Raw genomic sequence first — 20438 nt, 5'->3', positions numbered from 1 at the left:
TCAATGGTTAAATGGCAAGCAACGCTAAGTACAACTGAACCTTACAATTACATTGGGATTCAGAATGTACGACAAGGAAATCGAAACACAGAAGTCTTAGAAGCCATACTAGTTGAAAATGCTTTGCCACTTGATTTAACAGGTTGCGAAGTTTTTTTTGAATCGGTTATTGATAATAAATATCCGATTCAACGTTCAGCAAAAATTGTGAATGCCAAAAAAGGGATTATTCAGTATACCTTTGATGAATATTCTATGCAGTCGTTACACAGACAAGAAGCATATTTCAGTATTCATAAAGGTGATAACCTGATTGGTGCAACGCAAAACTTTTCTTATTTTGTAGTGAATGCTGCTTCGAAAACAGAAGGTGAAATGGGTTCTTATTGGCAGTCCATTGAAGATTTAATCGCGGACATGAACGCTTTTATCAACGAAAATAAGGGTGATTTTACTGATTGGATGAATGCTAGAAAAGAAGAGTTCGAAGCGTGGCGAGATGCGCAAAAAACAGATTTCACTTCATGGTTCGAATCAATCAAAGATATTTTAAAAACGATTGATCCTGGCGGTACGATGTTAGCCGAGCTAATGGATGCACGTGTAGACATTCAAGGAGTGCGCCATAATTCAATTTCTGAACGTTTATTGGCAGATATGGAATATTTGTATCAGAAATTAGAGAAACGCTTATATACGTTAGAATATGGCGAAATAAGTGACTTGATTATTTTACAAGATGATGCTTTTTCACTGAATCATGAAACAGAAATTGTTGGAACAGTTGATTATCCTGCGATCGATGGGGCATTGGTTATCGCAACAGTTGATGATACAAAACAGAACGCTTATGTGTTTGAAAAAGTGGGTGAAATAAGTGGTTAAAGCAAAACGAATGATGGAAACCGATGAAAATGGCGTGGAACGTCAGTTTTATCCTATTACACATGCATCCGCTGTTCGAGGATTAGAAAAAATTATTGCGGGTCAATCAAAAGTATTATCTGTTAATGGATATACTGGGGCAGTAATTATCACTAAAGCAGATCTAGGCTTAGAAAATGCACTGACAGAACTTCCTTATGCGACAGAAGAAACAGACGGTATTATCACTGCTGAAATGTTTCAACGGTTGTCAAATGGCGAGGGAGGCGTGTACATTCTTCCAATCGCTACCGCAGATGAACTGGGCGGAATAAAGGTTGGCCAACTGTTAGAAATTACAGAAGACGGAACGTTGTCTGCGGTAAAGCAAACAGATCAAAATTTCACCACTGAACTAAAATCGAAACTGGAAGAGTTGAAAGGTTATACTGCTGGAGCGAATATTTCTATTTCAGAAGATGGTGTTATTTCAGCAACTGGTGGTGGCGATGGCGGCGGAGTGAATCAACAATATGTTGACCAAAAAGTTCAAGAAGCCATTGACAGAATACCTGATATTACGTTTGAGAGAGTAGGGGAAGTTGAATGACAGATATTGTTAAAGTAAAACAAGGAGGAACACAGGTATTTCCTCAAACACATTGGAATGCTGTGGAAGGGAAACCAGAAGTATTGAAAGGTGAAAAGGGAGACCCAGGTCCACAAGGTCCAAAAGGAGATAAAGGAGACGTTGGTCCGCAAGGTCCAGCAGGGCAAAATGCAACAACGACAGACGTTGCAACCTCAATAAAAAATGGCTTGATGTCTAAAGAAGATAAAACAAAGCTAGATGGATTGCCAGCAATTACGTTTGAAAAGGTAGGGGAAGTGTAATGACAACAGATATTGTTCAATTAAAAGAAAAAGGAAAACCAGTCTATCTTAAAACACATACTGCCGCAATTGATGGGCTTGAATCTTATATAAAAAAAATAGATGCGGACAAAGCATATCAAAAAATTACCAAAAAAGAACCGTTGTGGACAGGTGCATGGTATGGCGGAGCTGCAGGAAATGGGCAAGTACCTTCTAAGTCTCTTTCACAGTGTGAGAATGGTTGGATTTTACAATGGCAAGAATATACCAAAGAAGGAGCTTTGAACGGTGCGTGTTATCACTTTTTCTTAGTGCCTAAACAGCATGCGCAGAATCCAGGTTCTGGGGGAGTTATTTTCCTTTTACATGGATACTATACTAATTTAGTACGGAAATATTTATATATTAAGGATACTAAAATTACTGGAAACGACTTAAATGCCTCTTCTAGTGATACGGCTGGTTCAGGCAGTAAAATGTTTGCGTTAAGTGCGATTTATGAATACTAGGAGGAAAGAGAACATGAAAATTTGGATTGATGATATTCAAGGTTATTTAGACGGATATTCCACAATGGAACAACCGAATAAAATTGAACTTGAAGTAGAAAAAGAGCCAACAGATTTTTTTAATTATCGCTGGGACGGAACAAGCTTAATATACGATCCTGATAATGTGCCAGAACCAGAGCCAACGCCACCTACGGAATTGGAACTTTTACAAAAGCAAAATGCGGAATTAATGAAGCAAGTTTCTCAGCAGAATCAAGTTATTCAACAAACACAAAGAATGACTGGCGAATTGATGAAACAAGTCGCTGAACTTACGAAAGGAGCGGAATAAGATGAAAACGAATGCTTTTCCAGGTTTCGATAATATTAAACAGTTGTATGATTGGAATTGTTATACAAAACAAGATTTAGTAGATTACGTGAATATGAATTGCTTAACAAAAGAAGAATATACAAAAATTTGTGGAGAACCGTTTAGCGAAAGCTAAGCGGTTTTTCTTGTAAGTAGAAAGTAGGTGCAGGATGAACTTAACAGTAGAACAATGGTTAGCAGTGATTACATTCTTAGGGGGAATTATTTTCGCATTAATGAAATTTTATCATGTCTTTTCTCAATTAGAAGATAGCATGAAAGAACTAAAGGAAGCTGTTGAACGTTTAAATAACCATGAAATACGCATTAGCCGATTGGAAGAGCAAAATAAAACCCTCTTTAGAGGGATTGGAGGAAATAAAAATGATTAATTGGAAATCAAGAATAAAGAACAAACAATTTTGGCTTTCGATTATTCCAGCAGTTCTATTATTAATTCAAGTAGTAGCAGTTCCTTTTGGATATAAATTTCAAATTGAAATGATTAATAAGCAACTGTTAGATGTTGTTAATGCATTATTTGTTGTGCTAACTATTCTAGGTATTGTGACAGATCCCACAACACCTGGATTATCAGATAGGAAAGGAGATAAATAAATGAAAAAGAAACTATTGGCAACGTTACTGGTAGTCTTATTTTTTGTATCACCAATTAGCACATTTGCTGCAAAAGGAGACCAAGGCGTTGATTTGTCTATTTGGAATGGGTATCAAGCAACATTTGGTTATGCACATGATAAATTCTCAATTTCACAAATTGGTGGGCAAAACAACTATGGGATTTATGATCAAGTTACTTATTCTAGTCAAGTAGCTAGTACGATTGCTCAAGGTAAACGAGCGCATACGTATGTATGGTGGCAAAACGTCCTTACCTACGAAAATGCAAAGCAAGTATTAGATTACTTTTTACCTAAAGTTCAAACACCAAAGGGATCAATTGTCGCCTTAGATGCGGAAGACGGCGTTCAATCGACGGATGTAACGCTATGGGCGTTAGACTATATCAAAGAGGCTGGATATACACCGATGCTTTACGGATACAAAGGGTATCTTACTTCATCTTATGATTTATCACGAATTGCAAAGAAGTATCAATTATGGATGGCAGAATATCCAGATTATGAAGTGACACCTTATCCAAATTACAATTATTTTCCTTCATTTGAAAATATCGGTATTTTTCAGTTCACGTCAACCTACGTTGCAGGAGGGCTAGATGGTAACGTTGATTTAACAGGTATTACTGATAATGGTTATACAAAGAATAACCAACCAGCAACAAACACACCAGCTATTGAGGAAGGTAAAGAAGTAGAAAATACGCCAAGTTCCGATGTTAAAGTGGGCGACACTGTTAAAGTGAAATTTAGTGTTGATGCTTGGGCAACTGGCGAAGCTATTCCGCAATGGGTAAAAGGAAACAGCTATAAAGTACAAGAAGTAACTGAGAGCAGAGTATTGCTTGAAGGTATCTTGTCATGGATCAGCAAAGGCAATATTGAATTATTGCCAGATGCGGCAACTGTTCCTGATAAACAACCAGAAGCGACTCATGTGGTACAATACGGCGAAACATTATCAAGCATTGCTTATCAATACGGAACAAACTATCAAAGATTGGCTGCATTAAATGGATTGACAAATCCAAATCTTATTTACCCTGGCCAAATTTTGAAAGTAAATGGATCAGTAGTAAGCAACATTTACACAGTTCAATACGGTGATAATTTATCAAGTATTGCAGCTAAGCTTGGTACGACTTATCAAACCTTAGCTGCATTAAACGGATTAGCAAATCCTAACTTGATTTATTCTGGTCAAACATTGAGCTATTGATTTTTTGCAAAATCGGTTGAAATTTAGAGGTACCTCATTTACAATAGAGTTACCTTTTCATATTATGACTCTTTTCGATTTAGAAAAGAGGTGCTCCTATCTTATGCCAAGTCCTTAGGTAGGAGCATTTTAATTTTACTCATACGTAGCTTAGTTTAAAGCTATTGTATTACATAAGAAAACACCTACCACAGATGCACGTACTTCCCCAAGCAGTTGTCTGTGCGGTAGGTGTTTTTTTAGATTTTACTTGTTAATCATAACCGATTTTCTTTTTTTATAACAAGGTTAAGCTTGAATTTATGAAAAGGATAATGTGTACGGAATTTATCCTAATAAAAAATAGAATTAGCCTATTTCTAAGCTACTATTACTTGAGAACAGTTTCCTTTTAAATAAGTGGAAAATTGTAGTACAGCTACTTTAGCGATATTCCTTAATATCCCAGTTCTAATTTAAAGTCAAACACAATTTTGTTAATAAGTTGTGAATAATTTTATTGGTTGAATTAACAAAACTAATTTGCTAGAATAATAAAGCAATTACTTGTAGTAAAAGACTACAGGCCCCTTGTATCATAATTGTGCAAGGGGGTTTTTGTATCGTATATTTATATTTCATGTCTAGAGTAGATGGATTATAACCTTTTTATAGTATTGGTCCATCATGTTTTAATACACTCATTTGCTTTATAGGAAATAGTATGGTATTATAAATAAGTAATCAATTTTGACATGTAACGAGAGCGCTATACATAAGACTATAATTCTCCTTTTGCTTATCAAACATTTTTTGCAACAAATCGCATACAGGGTATGCACAAGGAGGAAACATATATGAACAACGGTACAGTAAAGTGGTTTAACTCAGACAAAGGTTTTGGATTTATTACAGGTGAAGATGGCAATGACGTATTTGCTCATTTTTCAGCAATTCAAGCGGATGGTTTTAAGTCATTAGAAGAAGGACAAGCAGTAACTTTTGATATTGAAGAAGGACAGCGCGGTATGCAAGCTGTTAATATTTTTAAAGCATAATAAAGGTTTTGGTAAAACGTTCCAATTTAATTGGAACGTTTTTTTTATAAGATTAAATTGATAGGCTCTGAATGTTGAAAGCGAAAGGAGATCATCATATGGGATTTGGAAAATGGAAAGAAATTATACCATCAGATAAAAGTAAACAGTTTGAAGAAGGACAGAAAGTATCATTTATTTACAGAAAAGAAATTAGAAGTGGTATAATAGCTGTTTTATTAATTAATTCAGCAGTAATTAATATTATAGACAGTTCTAAGCCAAAAAACAAAAAAGAAAAAACAGTAATTAGTTATGAGAAACTATTATCGATGTATTAATAAAAAGACCCTAGTTTAGATTAGGGTCTTTGTGTTAAACTTAAGACAAGGATTTATGGCATACTCTTTTTTCTAAACATATTCTTTACTTGTTAAAGGATCTGTTATTTTTATTTAAAAATTGTTAGCTAGTTAGAGCAAATGGTTCGTAATCATTCGGTTGATTGTTCGAATTTATCATAGTAGTTAAAACGAAATTATCTTGTGTATATAGAAAACACCTACTGAAGACGCACAATACTTCCCCAAGTTGTGTATGTTTAGTAGGTGTTTATTTATAATTGTATATTTGAATTATAAATAAAATACAATTGTTTTGTAAAATGAAAACTTGAAATTTAAAAAAGAAAGCGGTAAAATATCTTTACCAAACAATTTTATTTTTCATTTTATTACTACCTCTTGTCGCCTTACCCCAATGAGGCGGCTTTTTTTACATAAAAATATTGAACTCAAAAAATAGATATTGTAAAATATCTATACATATTTAAACTCTTATTTTTTCACGCAGACCGCCTTTTCTCAATAAGGTGGTCGTTTTTTTGTTGAAAATTGAAAATCAGTAAAGTAAAATTGTTATATATTAAGCTATAACTAGTAAGAACTATTTTATCCCCAATAAGCTAGTTATTACTTGGACCATTAGCTCAGCTGGTTAGAGCAAACGGCTCATGACTATTCGGTCGATGGTTCGAATTCATCATGGTCGATAATAGAATTAGACAGGTAGTGAATTATTTTGAAAAGAACAGGAATTCTCTTAGTGAATTTAGGAACACCAAAAGATTCTTCCAAGACGGAAGTAAGGAAGTATTTAAAAACTTTTTTATCAGATAGAAGAGTAATAAAAATACATCCTATAATTTGGAAACCGATTTTGAACGGTATTATCTTGAATATACGTCCAAAAAAATCAGCAAAACTCTATCAAAAAATTTGTACTGAAAATGGATTTCCTCTTTTGGAATATACTGAGAAACAAATGGAAAATTTGAAAAATATATGTCCAGAAGTGGAAGTTACAATCGGAATGTCATATAGTGAACCGAGTATAGAAACTGCTCTAGATACATTATTATCAAAAGAGATTGAAGAACTCAATGTCATACCAATGTATCCGCAATACTCTGGGACAACGGTAGGATCGGTGTTTGATTCCGTTATGAATTATTTTATAAAAAGTGATAGGATAGTGGATATTAAATTTATTCGATCATTTTACAATAATCCACAGTATATAGATTACTTTTCAAAAAAAATAAATGAAGCTTTGAATGAAAGTCCAATAGATGCTATCGTTTTTTCATACCACGGAATTCCTATGTCTTATGTAAAAGATGGGGATAACTACCCGAAGGAATGTACTAAAACAACAAAATTAATAATGGATAAATTAGGAGATATTCGTTATTATCAAACCTATCAATCGAAATTTGGGCCATCTGAATGGTTAAAACCAGCAACTGATGATACCTTGAAAAAATTACCATCAAAAGGTATTAAAAATATATTAATTGTTGCACCAGGTTTTGTTGTAGACTGTCTAGAAACAATAGAAGAATTGGAACACGAAAACAGAAACTATTTTTTAGAAAATGGCGGGGAAGTCTACAAATAGTTCATCCATTTAATGGAGATATTGAATTTGCAAAATTAGTAAAGGACATTATTTCTTTGTAGTAATTTGTTTTAGTTTTTTATTTTAGTTTGAATTTGTTAAACAATTTATTCAGGGTTTGCACGAATATATTTACTGGTATAGCATATAGTAGAATTAAGCAAAAATTAAACGGCTTATCTCCAGTTCAGTTTAGGAAATAAGCCGCTTAAAAAAGCTTGATTTTTTTGCACTGCAGTTCGAGTCCTGTATGGTCCATAAAAATACGTTGTATGAAAAGTCAATTCTTTTTAGATATTTTTGACTTCCCAATTTGATATACTGCGGAAAGTATCTGAGAATTTATTTAACACATTTTTTATTTACTAAAGAAAGTAAAGATCAGAGCTGTGCAAATAGAAATGATTAAAAACATCCCAATATCATCATCTAATGTTTCAAAAACTTCAACAGGTTTCATAAAATGTTTAATTATTTTTTTCATTGTATTCACCTCAAAAAGAGAATAGAATGAAATATTCTACTTATCCATTGATATATCTAACGATTGACTTACAAAATTGAAATAAAAGTCTAAAAGTCAGTTGGTGTGATTATTATTATAATACAAAAAAGACCTCCATTCTTTTAAGAATAAGGTCTTTTTTTTCGTAGTCGCCTTCTAGGCAAACTAATTCAGTTAGCCGTATTCTAAACTCAATAAAATGTCAAATACTCATAGGTGTATTTTTACCACAAAATTTACCACAGATTTGCGGTATTATTTACATATCTTAGATTATTAAAAATGACAAAACAGCTATTTAATGCGTATTGTATGATTTTTTTGTTCCTTAAATTGTTATGGAATTTCAGATGGGGAGTGGCAAATATACGAAGAAAATTAACTATTTATAGTGGTTTTATTTTATTAGAGAGTCTCGTTAGTTTTAGTGTTGTATGTGTGGTAGCAGGGATATTCTCCCTGACTATTACACAATTAATTCAGCAAAATTATCAACGGGAGCAACAATTAACGCGTACTCGTCTAGGATACGAAGCAATTTTATTTTTAGAGCAGACGGGTGATTTACGTTTCAAAGAGCGGATATATCAAGGAGAAACTTACCGATTTTCTTTGATGGAGAACGAGGGAAGAAGGATACTAAAAGTCACAGATTCAAGAGGAGCGATTTTGATTGGTGAATAAAAAATATGCGGGTTTTACGATGTTAGAGTGTTTAGTGGCACTAGTCGTTTTAAGTTGTATGTGTCAATTGTTTCAGTTGATGATTCAACAAAGTTTTATCGGAAATCAATATTTGAAAAACAATGATTCGAAATCCTGGCATATATTTTTAATTCAATTAGAAAAAGAATGTCAAAAGCTTGTTTTCCAAACAGGCTCTGCTCAAGAGATTTCTTTCCTCGACTCAGAAACAAACAAGACTATTTCAATTCAAATCAAAGAAGATAAAATTATTAAGCGAGTCAATGGTAAAGGCTATCAACCGCTGTTAATTGGTATCAAAAATGGCCAGTTTAAAAATGAAGGACAATCGTTTACTTTGGAAGTTACTTTTACTTCTGGAAAAACATTTGATAGTTTTTTTCCGATAAAGGGAGAATTTTAATGAAGCAAAAATATTCAGGAAACTTATTGTTCACGGCCATGGCCTTTGTTTATTTGATGAGTTTTCTCGCCCTTCAGTTACTAGAAGAACGTCAGTTAACACAAAAATTTACGCAAGCTACCCAGGAATACTATGCAGGGAAAAGTATCCTTCATTTATTTCTTGCAGATGTTAAACAAAATAGACGAAAGTTAAAAACAGAAGAAAAGCTCATGTACGAGCAAGTAACCCTCGATTATACATACAAAAATGAACAATTAAGAATAACTGTTTTATTAAACAAATCTGGTCGAAAATACCAATATCAAGAGAAAGTTTCTCATCAAAAAAAAGCGGAAACAATGCTGGAATAGCGTTGTTTTTCTACAAATTATTAGATTTTAGAAGAAAGACAGTAAAGGCATTGATTATTCTTTCTTTTTTCGTTAAAATAAAACAGGTATGGAAGTTGTTACATTTTGAATAGAATAGAGGTGCTAATTTGTTCCCAGAAAAAATTGAAGAGGCTTTCGAGCCAATGGAACAAGCAATCCAGTTATTGCAACAGTCATTGGATACTTCTTTTTTAGATGCGTATATTGAAAATGGTGAAAATATTTTAGATGATTTTCAAGTACGAGTACTTGACGGAGTACCTAATCCAGAGACAGTGAAACAATTAGAAACGCTGTATCATACGATTAAAAATATTGATTTAGCTCCTGAAGATGTGCGACGCTTGTCCCAATTACTTTTGTTAAAAGGAACGAGAAAAGAGCAGCTTCAAGCAAATCATCAATTGACGCCAGACGGTATTGGATTTTTGTTTGTTTATTTAGTAGAACAATTAACAAATAAATCAGAGACATTAAAAATTTTAGATCCTGCTTCAGGAATGGGAAATTTACTGTTAACGGTTCTGCTGAACCTTGAAACAGCTGGTTACAAAGTTTCTGGTTATGGTGTGGATATCGATGAAACACTTTTGGCAGTATCTTCTGTGAACAATGCTTGGTCACAAGCTAATATTCAGTTGTTCCATCAAGACGGATTGCAAGATTTGTTATTGGATCCAGTTGATTTAGCATTAAGTGACTTACCGATTGGCTATTATCCAAATGATGAGCGAGCAAAGGGATTTGCTGCTGCTGCTGAGGAAGGCCATAGTTATGCGCATCATTTATTAATGGAGCAAGCTATGAAATACGTGAAGCCAGCAGGGTTTGGCTTATTCTTAATCCCGACCAATATTTTAGAGACTGAGCAAAGTGAATTCTTTAAAAATTGGTTGACAAAAAATGTCTATTTACAAGGAATGATACAGTTACCTGATGAATTGTTTAAGTCAGAACAATCACGTAAAAGTATCTTGCTTGTTCAAAACAAGGGTGCAGATGCTGAGCAAGTGAAGGAAGTTTTGTTAGCAAAACTTGCCTCTTTGAAAGATATCAATAAAGTAACGAAGTTCTTTAAACAATTTGAAGCTTGGAAAGCTTCAAATTTAAAATAAAATAGTAACGAAGAGGAGAAAATTATGTCTAAAACAATTGCAATTAATGCAGGTAGTTCAAGTTTAAAATGGCAATTATACCAAATGCCAAATGAAGAAGTGATCGCTAAAGGAATCGTTGAACGTATTGGCTTAAAAGATTCTATCTTCACAATTAAATATGGTGAAGGACAAAAATATGAAGTAATTGTTGATATTGATAACCATGAAGTGGCAGTAAAAATGTTACTAGACCAATTAATCGACTTAAACATTTTAGGTTCTTATGATGAAATTACTGGTGTTGGTCACCGTGTAGTTGCTGGTGGAGAAGAATTTAAAGATTCTGTTGTTATTACAGACGAAGTATTAGAAAAAATTGAAGCTTTATCTGAATTAGCACCTTTACACAACCCAGCGAATGCAATGGGAATTAAAGCATTTAAACATATCTTACCAGAAATCATTAGCGTGGCAGTCTTTGATACGTCGTTCCACACAACAATGCCAGAACACAACTATTTATATAGTGTACCGCGTGAATATTATGAAAAATTTGCTGCACGTAAATATGGGGCACATGGAACAAGTCATCGTTATGTCTCTCAACGTGCTGCAGAAATGCTAGGTCGTCCAATTGAAGACTTGAAAATTATCACTTGTCACTTAGGAAATGGTGCTTCAATCACTGCAGTTGATGGTGGAAAATCAGTCGATACATCGATGGGCTTCACTCCTCTTGCTGGTGTTACAATGGGGACTCGTTCAGGGGATGTTGATGCGTCACTATTGCCTTATTTAATGACAAAACTTGGCTTGACTGATGTACAAGACATGGTTGATATTTTAAACAAAAAATCTGGTTTATTAGGTTTAACAAATGGTTTATCAAGCGACATGCGCGATATTCAATCAAATCTAGATAAACCTGAAGTTCAAACAGCATACAACATTTTTATCGATCGTATTCGTAAATACATTGGTAGCTATGTCACTGTTATGAATGGCGTTGATGCGATTGTCTTTACTGCTGGAATCGGTGAAAATGCAGTTGGCGTTCGTAAAGATATTATTGATGGCATGACTTGGTTTGGTTGTGAAATCGATGATGACAAAAATAATGTACACGGTGAAGAAGCAGTTATCTCAACTGATGATTCAAAAATCAAGCTTATGTTAGTACCAACTGATGAAGAGTTAATGATTGCCCGTGACGTAGAACGTCTAAAATAATTAAACGAACACATCTTGTGAGATGCTCTCACAAGGTGTGCTTAATAGGTAAATAAGAAAAAACTGAGCCAACTATCAAAAGTGATAGTTGGCTCAGTTTCTTTTTATTTTTCTTCATTTTTTGGTAATTTGTTGTCTAAATCCGTCCGTACAACGAGAACATCGCAGCTAGCGTTACGGATAACTGATTCAGAGACAGAGCCAATAAATAAACGCTCAACGGCATTTAATCCAGTTGCTCCTAACATAATTAAATCAATGTTGTATTCTTTTGGTAATTCTTTGGCAATAATGTTCTTAGGAGAACCATAGGCTAGAACGCTAGAGACTTTTGTTTGTCCCATATCCACCGCTTGTTGTTGGTAGGTGTCTAAGGTTTCTTTTGCCATTGACATTGCTTCTTCTGCTAGCGCACCATCAAAAGAGGACACTGATTGGAAAGAGCGCGTATCAACAACATGTGCTAATAGTAATTCAGCATCGTTTCGTTTAGCGACGTTGACCGCTTTTTTAAAGGCTAAGTCTGCTTCGTCAGAACCATCGATTGCTATCATAATTTTTTGATATTGTTGTAACATAATAACCGCTCCTTTCAGCGTAAAAAAAATCATTAATTGTTTCTATAATAATTGTAAAACAAATAAAGAAAAAAAGAAACTGAAACCGCTTCTTTTTTTCTGAATATTGGCATTTTTTTGTAAAAAAAGAGGTCGGGATAGAAGCGTTTAACTCCGAGAAATAAGAAGGGATTTCCGAAAATTGTTCTTTAATTTTTGGAGAATTCCGGCTTATTTCCGAAGGAGTTGCTTCTGTTCCCGCCGTTTATCAGTTTTTGAGCGTGGAGCAAAAATCCAAAGTGATTTTTGTCCCACGCTCTTTAAATTCATCGTCTTTTATGACATTTTTTTTGCAAAAGTTAAACTAAACAACGTTGAAAGTAATAAAACAAAAAAGATAAAACCAATTGACAATAACGGGCGATTAAAAATAGCCGCTAGAACACCTAGAATGGCGATAATCAAGTAATAACGCCCAAAACGTTCGATAAACTGTTGACTTTCTGTTGCAGTTTCTTTTTTTAAGAGTGGTAAAAAAGCTGCACTTTTCTTCATCAAATAATAACTGGCTACGCCTGTGACAACGGCGAGTAATAGTACGAGTATACGAATCATCTTGTCCTCCAAAAAAAAACAACTTGCCAGAGCAAATTGTTTAGAAATCTTCATAAAAATGGTAAAATCCGTCGATGCCGGTAATCGTCCTAGAGTATTGAACCCGCAAGATAAGCAGGTGGGTTCCTCGATCGCAGTATTGAACTACCAAAAGAAAAGGCATGTTACCAACTTTGATACAAGCAGGATCCCTAGATATCAATAAAAATGTTCGGTCAACACAGTGAAAGGACAACGCGTACATCACAGATTTACCATCTTTATAATAGCATACTCTCTCAAAATCGGCAACGAGATTGTTTCTTTTTTTGAAAGCGTATTATTTTGTTATTTTTTCTGTTTCCATTCTTGGATACGCTTGAGTTGCTGATGTAAGGCTTGTTCATATTTACCAATATCAATCGGCTCGTAATAACGTGCCTCTTTTAATTTGTCAGGTAAGTATTGCTGATTGACCCAACCGTTTTCAAAATTATGTGGGTATTGATAACCAATACCACGGTTTAATTCTTTGGCTCCAGCATAGTGGGCATCACGCAAATGATCAGGAACGTCTCCCACAGAGCCTTGTCGAATATCTGCCAAAGCAGCATCAATCGCTGTGACTGCAGAATTTGATTTTGGCGATAAACATAAATCAATGACGACACTAGCTAGAGGAATCCTAGCTTCTGGAAACCCTAGCTTTTCGGCGGCTTGAACAGCGGTGACTGTCCGAGCGGCGGCCGCAGGATTCCCAAGACCGATATCCTCGTAAGCAATGACCATTAAACGACGACAAATAATCGGTAAATCACCTGCTTCAACTAAGCGACCCAAATAATGAAGTGCAGCATCTACATCGCTTCCTCGGATCGACTTTTGGAAAGCGGAAATCACGTCATAATGGGCATCGCCATCTTTATCATGGGTTATGGCTTTTCGTTGCACGCACTCTTCAATAATCGGTAAGGTGATCTTAATTTCGCCTTGTTCATTTTTGGGTGTTGATTTAACAGCTAATTCTAGTCCATTTAGCGCACTACGTAAGTCACCGTTCGTTGCGCGTGTCAAATGTTGTAATGCTTTTTCTTCTAAGTGGACGGGATAATCGCCTAAGCCACGTGTGCTATCGGTTAAGGCTTCTTGAATCGCTTGCTGAATGTCTGTTTCTGTTAAAGGCTTTACTTCAAAAATTTGCGTGCGACTACGAATCGCAGGATTAATTGTGATATATGGATTTTCGGTAGTGGCTCCAATCATAATAATTCGTCCGTTTTCTAAATGAGGGAGCAAAAAATCTTGTTTTGTTTTATCTAATCGGTGAATTTCATCAAGCAGTAAAATCACTGTGCCACTCATTTTGGCTTCTTCAGCAACGATTTGTAAATCTTTTTTAGTGTCTGTGGCCGCGTTCAACATGCGAAAGGCATAATTTGTTGAACCAGCGATTGCGCTGGCAATACTGGTTTTTCCAGTGCCAGGCGGCCCATAAAGAATCATCGATGAAAGCATTTTGGCTTCGACCATCCGACGAATAATTTTACCAGGGCCGACTAAATGTTGTTGACCAACCACTTCGTCTAAGTGACGAGGTCGCATTCGATAGGCTAAAGGTTGTTGCATAAAAGGACCTCCTTTTTCATAATCATCTTATTATAACATAAAGAACGTACATTCGCTTTTTGGTGGTTTTTTGGGTTTTAGATGGATATAGCGGAAGGTTTCGTGTATGATAGGGAGTGGTGAAAGAAATGAAAGAAACGATAAATATCTTTAACACAAAAACAACTGAAGAAGTGGCACAATATTTGTTAGGGATGTATTTAGAGAACGAAACAGCAACAGGCGTTTTAGGTGGGTACATTGTGGATGCAGAAGCTTATTTAGGTCCTGATGATGAGGCGGCCCATAGCTTTGGCTTGAGAAAAACGCCACGCTTACAAGCCATGTATGACAAACCAGGCACGATTTATTTATATACTATGCACACGCATTTAATTTTAAATATGGTGACACAAGAACAAGGCAAACCACAAGGGGTGATGATCCGTGCGATTGAACCTGTTGAAGGTGTTGACAAAATGATTGAAAATCGCCAAGGACGTCAAGGCGTGGAATTGACCAATGGACCAGGTAAATTAGTTGCAGCCTTAGGAATTGATAAGCAATTATATGGGCAGTCGATTTTTTCTAGTTCGTTACGGCTCGTGCCAGAAAAACGAAAATTTCCGAAAAAAATTGAGGCACTACCACGAATTGGGATTCCCAATAAAGGTCGTTGGACAGAGTTGCCTTTAAGATACGTCGTGGCTGGCAATCCATATATTTCTAAACAAAAAAGAACAGCAGTAGACCAAATAGATTTTGGCTGGAAGGATGAAGAAAATGAAAAAAGCAACAATGCTCACATACTTAGAGGAACAACTTGAAAAACACTTAGCAGATTACGAAGTAGGCCTTGATTGGGATCGCAAAAACCATACCATCGAAGTCATTGTTCGTTTATATGCAGAAAACAATGAACAAGTGGCGATTGATGATGTTGACGGTACGCTTTCAGAAGAAGAATTCATTGAATTTGAAGATGGCTTGTTATTTTATAATCCGCAAAAGTCAGTCGTTGATGATGAAGAGTATTTAGTCACAATTCCTTATGAAGGAAAAAAAGGGCTACGCAAAGCAGTTTTAGACGGATTCATTCACTATTTAAAAGTGGTTTTAGATGAAGGGCAAAGTGATTTGTTAGACTTTTTATCAGATGAAACAGCGGAAGTTTTTGAATTGCATTGGGAGCCAGCAGATTTTGAAGCGATGATTAAAAAAGTGGCAGAAACAGAAAAAGAACAATGGATTGCGTATCCAAGTTATTAATTTAGAGGTGAGAACATGAAGTGGACAGAAGTAAAAGTAGAAACGGCTAGCGAAGCAGTTGAAGCAATTTCAAACATTATGATGGAAGCTGGCGCAAGTGGTGTGGCCATTGAAGATGCGTTGGACATTGAAAATTTTGAAAGTGATCTGTATGGGGAAATTTTAGATAAAGAGCAATTCACCCACATTAAAGAAGGGGCGATTGTGATGGCTTATTTTCCTGAAACAACCTTCTTACCAGAAATTTTACCATTTATGAAAGAAAATATTTTACGCTTGCCTGAGTACGGCTTATCCATTGGTAAAAACGAAATGACAATTAGTGAAGTAGCAGAAAGCGACTGGGCAACTGCTTGGAAAAAATATTATCATCCTGTCCGTGTCACACGATTCTTAACGATTGTGCCAAGTTGGGAAGCCTATCACGCACAAGATGAAGCAGAAAAAATTATCACATTGGATCCGGGCATGGCTTTCGGTACAGGCACGCATCCAACAACTCGTTTAACCTTGCAAGCTTTAGAAACTGTTTTACGTGGTGGCGAAACAGTTCTAGATGTAGGAACGGGTTCTGGTGTTTTGAGTATTGCAAGTCGCTATTTAGGGGCTAAAGACGTCTACGCATATGATTTAGATGAAGTAGCAGTTGCAGCGGCAAAAGAAAATATGGATTTAAATCCCATTGCGGCCGATGTTCGTGTGTCAGCCAATGATTTACTAAAAGGGATTGACCATTCTGCTGATGTAATCGTCGCAAATATTTTGGCAGATATTATTGTGTTAATGATTGAAGATGCTTGGCGTTTGCTAAAACAAGACGGTACCTTCATTATTTCTGGAATTATTGAAGATAAAAAAGCAATGGTTTTAGAAGCACTAACGAAAGTCGGGTTTGTGGTGGACCAACTCTTTAATCAAGGCGATTGGTATGCGATTATCTTGAAGAAACCAGAGGAAGAGTAAAATGCAACGGTATTTCATGAAAGAAGATTATCAAGAAAAAGATTTGTATAAAGTCGCAGATGAAAACTATCATCATATTGTGCGAGTTATGCGAATGACGCCGAATGATCGTTGTTATTTAGTATTTCAAAATAAAACTGCCATTTTAGCTGAGATTGTGGAAATTGATCCAACGTCTGTTTACTTTAAAGAAATTAGTAAAGAAGAAATGGACAAAGAATTGCCAATTGAAGTGACGATTGCGTGTGGGTTACCAAAAGGGGACAAGTTAGAATGGATTGTTCAAAAAGGCACGGAGCTAGGTGGCAATCAGTTTATCGGCTTTCCTGCGAAAACTTCCGTTGTCAAATGGGACCACAAAAAAAGAGCAGCCAAAGAAAAAAGATTACAAAAAATTGCCACAGAAGCGGCGGAGCAATCGCATCGGCAGCAGACACCAAATGTTTCTTTGGTGGAAAAAACACAAGAAATCATTGCGCAATTTGACTCATATGACACAGTCTTGGTTGCGTATGAAGAATCAGCAAAACAAGGAGAAAAAAGTCAGTTAGCACAAGTATTATCCACTTGCCAGCCAGGCGCACGTTTGTGTGTGCTCTTTGGACCTGAAGGTGGCTTTGCGCCGCAAGAAATTGAACAATTTCTGCAGGCTGGGGCGAAACTTTGCGGGTTGGGTCCGAGAATTTTACGAGCAGAAACAGCACCGTTGTATCTTTTAAGTGCGGTTAGCTACCAAATGGAACTTTTAAATTAAACGAAAGCCCGCCTGTAAAATTCTTGTAGGCATTCTCTTTGAATAAACAGAGAGTAAAAAAGCGACAGTGATTGAAATTTAAGGGAAATTTAGTATAATAGAGTTGTTGAAAGTGCTACTGTTTCAAGTGGTACTTTTCTTTTTTATTAAAATAGATAAAACGTGAACGAAGTGTTCTTTATCCAAAGGTCACCTTCATAGAGGAGTGAATACCATGCCAAAAGAAGAAATACTGACAGGCCCAGCGGTCATCAAAATTGTAAGTACCTATATGGGACCAGAACATGTTGAGTTGGTTCAAAAAGCATTAACTTATGCTGAAAAAGCACACGAAGGTCAAGTCCGACAATCAGGTGAACCTTACATCATCCATCCGATTCAAGTGGCAGGCATTCTGGCTGAATTACATATGGATCCCCATACTGTAGCAACAGGATTTTTACATGATGTTGTCGAAGATACGGACGTAACACTGGACGATTTAAAAGAAGAATTTGGCGAAGACATCGCAATGTTAGTCGATGGCGTAACGAAACTAGGAAAAATTAAATATAAATCTCATGAAGAACAATTAGCTGAAAATCATCGAAAAATGTTATTGGCAATGGCGCAAGATTTACGGGTTATTATGGTGAAACTAGCCGATCGTTTGCACAATATGCGCACATTAAAACATTTACGTGAAGATAAGCAACGACGGATTGCACAAGAAACTTTAGAAATTTATGCGCCTTTAGCACATCGCTTAGGGATTAGTCGAATTAAATGGGAATTAGAAGATACGGCCTTACGTTATATTAACCCCAACCAATACTATCGAATTGTTAATTTGATGCAAAGCAAACGCGATGAACGTGAAGCTTATGTGGCAGAAGCAGTCGAAGATATTCGTTTAGCTACGGAAGATTTAGAAATTTACGCAGAAATATATGGTCGACCAAAACATATTTATTCAATCTATCGTAAAATGAAGGACCAAAAGAAACAGTTTAATGAAATCTATGACTTATTAGCGATTCGTGTTATTGTCGATTCCATTAAAGATTGCTATGCCGTGTTAGGGGCGATTCATACACGTTGGACACCAATGCCAGGTCGCTTTAAAGATTATATTGCTATGCCAAAAGCGAATATGTATCAATCTATCCATACGACAGTTATTGGACCAAAAGGGAATCCAGTAGAGGTCCAAATTCGGACCCATGAGATGCACCAAATCGCCGAATTTGGGGTGGCGGCTCACTGGGCCTATAAAGAAGGCAAAGCGGAAAAAATTGAAACAGATGAACTGACGAAGCAAGTCGATTGGTTCCATGAAATTATTGAATTACAAGATGAAAGCTATGATGCTTCTGAATTTATGCAAGGTGTTAAAGAAGACATTTTTAGTGACAAAGTCTATGTCTTTACGCCAAGTGGAGATGTAACCGAACTGCCAAAAGGCTCCGGACCACTAGATTTTGCCTACAGCATTCATACTGAAATTGGAAATAAAACAACCGGTGCGAAGGTCAACGGCAAAATGGTACAGTTAGACTATGTCCTAAAAAATGGGGATATTATTGAAGTCTTAACATCACCGAATTCTTTCGGACCTAGTCGCGACTGGCTGAAAATGGTTAAAACAAGTAAAGCCAAAAATAAAATCAAACGTTTCTTTAAAGAACAAGACCGTGAAGATAACATTATTAAAGGGCATGATGCTGTCATTAAATACATGACAGAAATCGGCTTTACACCGAAAGAATTTTTAACGAAGAATAAAATGGCGGAAGTGCTAGATAAATTTAAATTTCAAACGGAAGATGATTTATTTGCGGCAGTAGGTTATGGCGAAGTAAGTGCGCAAGTAGTGTGCAATCGTTTAACAGAAAAAGAACGCCGCGAACAAGAGTTGGAACGCCAACGTCAAGAAGCAGAAGAGTTGTTAAATCAGCCAGCTAAAAAAGAATCAGAAAAAATGAAAGTTCGTCATGAAGGCGGCATCGTGATTCAAGGGGTGGACAACCTATTGATTCGTTTAAGCCGCTGTTGTAATCCAGTGCCTGGTGATGAAATCGTTGGTTACATTACCAAAGGACGGGGCGTTTCAATTCATCGTGCGGACTGTCCTAACGTACAACATCAAGAAGAACTAGCACAACGTCTAATTGAAGTTGAGTGGGAAGATACCGAGCACAGTCGCAAAGAATACGCTGCCGATTTGGAGATTTACGGCTATGATCGTAGTGGCTTACTAAGTGATGTTTTACAAGTCATTAGTTCGATGACAAAAAATTTAGTCGGCGTTGAAGCTCGTCCATCCAAAGATAAGATGGCCCAGATTCATGTCACTGTGAAAATTCAAAACCTTTCTCATTTAAAAACCATCGTTGACAAAATTAAAAGTGTACCAGATGTTTATAGTGTTCGTCGAACCAATGGGTAAGTGTTAAAAGTGAGGCAAAAAAGATGAAAGTAGTTATTCAAAGAGTCAGTCAAGCACAAGTTGCGATAGAAGAGCAGATAGTGGGACAAATCAAACAAGGCTTCATGGTGCTGGTGGGCATTCATCAAGAAGACACGCCAGAAGATGTGGCTTATGTTGTTGGCAAAATCAGTAAATTACGTGTTTTTGAAGATGACGAAGGAAAAATGAATCGCAGCATTCAAGAGATTGAAGGATCAATTCTGAGTATCTCTCAATTTACCCTCTATGCAAAAACTAAAAAAGGCAATCGTCCCAGTTTTATTGAAGCGGCTCGTCCAGATGTGGCGATTCCTTTGTATGAATTATTTAATCAACAATTAGAAGCAGAAGGAATAGCGGTAGCCACAGGAGAATTTGGCGCGGATATGCAAGTGTCGTTGACCAATGATGGTCCAGTGACCATTGTGATTGATACACGAGAAAAATAATTGATTTTCCTGTCGGAACCCCTTGACTTTCTAAGAGAACTTTAG

General features: G+C 36.1%; 26 protein-coding genes, 1 tRNA gene, 1 other RNA gene and 1 pseudogene. 24 read left to right on the top strand and 5 right to left on the bottom strand.

The window, feature by feature from the left end; translation table 11 throughout:
* The first annotated feature begins 3 nt into the window (after nucleotides 1-3).
* From IGM13_RS08845 to hemH, 13 genes and pseudogenes are all read left to right on the top strand, one after another.
* Nucleotides 4-885, top strand: a complete 882-nt coding sequence (locus IGM13_RS08845) for a phage baseplate upper protein (RefSeq protein ID WP_002387290.1) — start codon at nucleotides 4-6, stop codon at nucleotides 883-885.
* On the top strand, nucleotides 878-1474 hold the full coding sequence (locus IGM13_RS08840) for a hypothetical protein (protein ID WP_002357045.1): 597 nt from the start codon (nucleotides 878-880) through the stop codon (nucleotides 1472-1474). Before IGM13_RS08845 ends, IGM13_RS08840 begins: the two co-directional genes overlap by 8 nt.
* Nucleotides 1471-1758 (top strand): collagen-like protein, encoded by a 288-nt coding sequence (locus IGM13_RS08835; RefSeq protein WP_002357046.1) that lies wholly within the window; start codon nucleotides 1471-1473, stop codon nucleotides 1756-1758. Before IGM13_RS08840 ends, IGM13_RS08835 begins: the two co-directional genes overlap by 4 nt.
* Complete coding sequence (locus IGM13_RS08830) at nucleotides 1758-2249, top strand: hypothetical protein (protein WP_002364194.1); 492 nt, start codon at nucleotides 1758-1760, stop codon at nucleotides 2247-2249. Before IGM13_RS08835 ends, IGM13_RS08830 begins: the two co-directional genes overlap by 1 nt.
* A 13-nt stretch (nucleotides 2250-2262) precedes the next feature.
* The gene (locus tag IGM13_RS08825) at nucleotides 2263-2583 is read left to right on the top strand and encodes a hypothetical protein (protein ID WP_002389262.1); all 321 of its coding nucleotides are present in this window, start codon (nucleotides 2263-2265) and stop codon (nucleotides 2581-2583) included.
* A 1-nt stretch (nucleotide 2584) separates the two neighbouring features.
* Nucleotides 2585-2740 carry an XkdX family protein gene (locus tag IGM13_RS08820; protein WP_002364192.1) on the top strand — a complete coding sequence of 52 codons (156 nt, stop codon included), beginning with the start codon at nucleotides 2585-2587 and terminating at the stop codon, nucleotides 2738-2740.
* A gap of 34 nt (nucleotides 2741-2774) precedes the next feature.
* Complete coding sequence (locus IGM13_RS08815; protein ID WP_002364191.1) at nucleotides 2775-2996, top strand: hypothetical protein; 222 nt, start codon at nucleotides 2775-2777, stop codon at nucleotides 2994-2996.
* Nucleotides 2989-3222, top strand: coding sequence for a phage holin (locus tag IGM13_RS08810; RefSeq protein ID WP_002384371.1), 234 nt, complete (start codon nucleotides 2989-2991; stop codon nucleotides 3220-3222). The genes IGM13_RS08815 and IGM13_RS08810 overlap by 8 nt, the downstream gene beginning before the upstream one ends.
* Entirely contained in the window at nucleotides 3223-4464 is a 1242-nt protein-coding gene (locus IGM13_RS08805) for a LysM peptidoglycan-binding domain-containing protein (protein ID WP_002370962.1), read from the top strand.
* Between the two features lie 836 nt (nucleotides 4465-5300).
* Nucleotides 5301-5501, top strand: a complete 201-nt coding sequence (locus tag IGM13_RS08800) for a cold-shock protein (RefSeq protein ID WP_002357053.1) — start codon at nucleotides 5301-5303, stop codon at nucleotides 5499-5501.
* 71 nt (nucleotides 5502-5572) lie between these two features.
* A complete protein-coding gene (locus IGM13_RS08795) occupies nucleotides 5573-5821 on the top strand; it encodes a hypothetical protein (protein WP_002383136.1) in 249 nt (82 codons plus the stop codon).
* A 636-nt stretch (nucleotides 5822-6457) separates the two neighbouring features.
* A tRNA-Ile gene (locus tag IGM13_RS08790) sits at nucleotides 6458-6531 on the top strand.
* 29 nt (nucleotides 6532-6560) lie between these two features.
* Nucleotides 6561-7501 (top strand): annotated as a pseudogene (hemH, locus tag IGM13_RS08785) (ferrochelatase).
* A gap of 296 nt (nucleotides 7502-7797) precedes the next feature.
* Here hemH and IGM13_RS08780 read toward each other — a convergent pair.
* A complete protein-coding gene (locus IGM13_RS08780; protein ID WP_002364184.1) occupies nucleotides 7798-7923 on the bottom strand; it encodes a hypothetical protein in 126 nt (41 codons plus the stop codon).
* 333 nt (nucleotides 7924-8256) lie between these two features.
* Here IGM13_RS08780 and IGM13_RS08775 point away from each other — a divergent pair, with 333 nt between their 5' ends.
* The 5 genes from IGM13_RS08775 (at nucleotide 8257) to IGM13_RS08755 (ending at nucleotide 11753) form a co-directional block, all read left to right on the top strand.
* Nucleotides 8257-8628 (top strand): type II secretion system protein, encoded by a 372-nt coding sequence (locus IGM13_RS08775; RefSeq protein WP_174129599.1) that lies wholly within the window; start codon nucleotides 8257-8259, stop codon nucleotides 8626-8628.
* Entirely contained in the window at nucleotides 8618-9052 is a 435-nt protein-coding gene (gene comGF, locus IGM13_RS08770) for a competence type IV pilus minor pilin ComGF (protein ID WP_002357060.1), read from the top strand. The genes IGM13_RS08775 and comGF overlap by 11 nt, the downstream gene beginning before the upstream one ends.
* The gene (gene comGG / locus IGM13_RS08765) at nucleotides 9052-9405 is read left to right on the top strand and encodes a competence type IV pilus minor pilin ComGG (protein WP_002419693.1); all 354 of its coding nucleotides are present in this window, start codon (nucleotides 9052-9054) and stop codon (nucleotides 9403-9405) included. The genes comGF and comGG overlap by 1 nt, the downstream gene beginning before the upstream one ends.
* A gap of 128 nt (nucleotides 9406-9533) precedes the next feature.
* Nucleotides 9534-10541, top strand: coding sequence for a class I SAM-dependent methyltransferase (locus tag IGM13_RS08760; RefSeq protein ID WP_002419692.1), 1008 nt, complete (start codon nucleotides 9534-9536; stop codon nucleotides 10539-10541).
* Nucleotides 10542-10565: 24 nt separating this feature from the next.
* Nucleotides 10566-11753, top strand: coding sequence for an acetate/propionate family kinase (locus IGM13_RS08755; protein WP_002419691.1), 1188 nt, complete (start codon nucleotides 10566-10568; stop codon nucleotides 11751-11753).
* Between the two features lie 104 nt (nucleotides 11754-11857).
* Here IGM13_RS08755 and IGM13_RS08750 read toward each other — a convergent pair whose 3' ends face one another.
* The 4 genes from IGM13_RS08750 to IGM13_RS08735 all read right to left on the bottom strand — a co-directional run bounded on the left by IGM13_RS08750 (nucleotide 11858) and on the right by IGM13_RS08735 (nucleotide 14530).
* A complete protein-coding gene (locus tag IGM13_RS08750; protein ID WP_002357065.1) occupies nucleotides 11858-12331 on the bottom strand; it encodes a universal stress protein in 474 nt (157 codons plus the stop codon).
* Nucleotides 12332-12646: 315 nt separating this feature from the next.
* Nucleotides 12647-12979 carry a hypothetical protein gene (locus IGM13_RS08745; protein ID WP_002357068.1) on the bottom strand — a complete coding sequence of 111 codons (333 nt, stop codon included), beginning with the start codon at nucleotides 12977-12979 and terminating at the stop codon, nucleotides 12647-12649.
* A gap of 7 nt (nucleotides 12980-12986) precedes the next feature.
* Nucleotides 12987-13180, bottom strand: a non-coding RNA gene (ssrS, locus tag IGM13_RS08740) — 6S RNA.
* Nucleotides 13181-13252: 72 nt separating this feature from the next.
* Nucleotides 13253-14530: a replication-associated recombination protein A gene (locus tag IGM13_RS08735; RefSeq protein WP_002419690.1), complete on the bottom strand. Its 1278-nt coding sequence runs from the start codon at nucleotides 14528-14530 to the stop codon at nucleotides 13253-13255.
* A 128-nt stretch (nucleotides 14531-14658) separates the two neighbouring features.
* Between IGM13_RS08735 and IGM13_RS08730 the strand changes: the two genes are divergently transcribed.
* The 6 genes from IGM13_RS08730 to dtd all read left to right on the top strand — a co-directional run bounded on the left by IGM13_RS08730 (nucleotide 14659) and on the right by dtd (nucleotide 20393).
* On the top strand, nucleotides 14659-15336 hold the full coding sequence (locus IGM13_RS08730) for a DNA-3-methyladenine glycosylase (RefSeq protein WP_010715314.1): 678 nt from the start codon (nucleotides 14659-14661) through the stop codon (nucleotides 15334-15336).
* The gene (locus tag IGM13_RS08725) at nucleotides 15293-15778 is read left to right on the top strand and encodes a DUF3013 family protein (RefSeq protein WP_010713278.1); all 486 of its coding nucleotides are present in this window, start codon (nucleotides 15293-15295) and stop codon (nucleotides 15776-15778) included. Before IGM13_RS08730 ends, IGM13_RS08725 begins: the two co-directional genes overlap by 44 nt.
* A gap of 15 nt (nucleotides 15779-15793) precedes the next feature.
* Nucleotides 15794-16741: a 50S ribosomal protein L11 methyltransferase gene (gene prmA / locus IGM13_RS08720; protein ID WP_002419688.1), complete on the top strand. Its 948-nt coding sequence runs from the start codon at nucleotides 15794-15796 to the stop codon at nucleotides 16739-16741.
* A gap of 1 nt (nucleotide 16742) precedes the next feature.
* Nucleotides 16743-17495 carry a 16S rRNA (uracil(1498)-N(3))-methyltransferase gene (locus tag IGM13_RS08715; RefSeq protein ID WP_010713279.1) on the top strand — a complete coding sequence of 251 codons (753 nt, stop codon included), beginning with the start codon at nucleotides 16743-16745 and terminating at the stop codon, nucleotides 17493-17495.
* A 214-nt stretch (nucleotides 17496-17709) separates the two neighbouring features.
* On the top strand, nucleotides 17710-19923 hold the full coding sequence (locus tag IGM13_RS08710; RefSeq protein WP_002357079.1) for a RelA/SpoT family protein: 2214 nt from the start codon (nucleotides 17710-17712) through the stop codon (nucleotides 19921-19923).
* 23 nt (nucleotides 19924-19946) lie between these two features.
* On the top strand, nucleotides 19947-20393 hold the full coding sequence (gene dtd / locus IGM13_RS08705) for a D-aminoacyl-tRNA deacylase (RefSeq protein WP_002357080.1): 447 nt from the start codon (nucleotides 19947-19949) through the stop codon (nucleotides 20391-20393).
* Nucleotides 20394-20438: the final 45 nt, after the last annotated feature.

It is taken from the genome of Enterococcus sp. DIV0561, from assembly GCF_050539875.1.
Classification (GTDB): Bacteria; Bacillota; Bacilli; order Lactobacillales; family Enterococcaceae; genus Enterococcus; species Enterococcus faecalis.
This window is presented reverse-complemented; position numbering and strand designations above follow the sequence as displayed.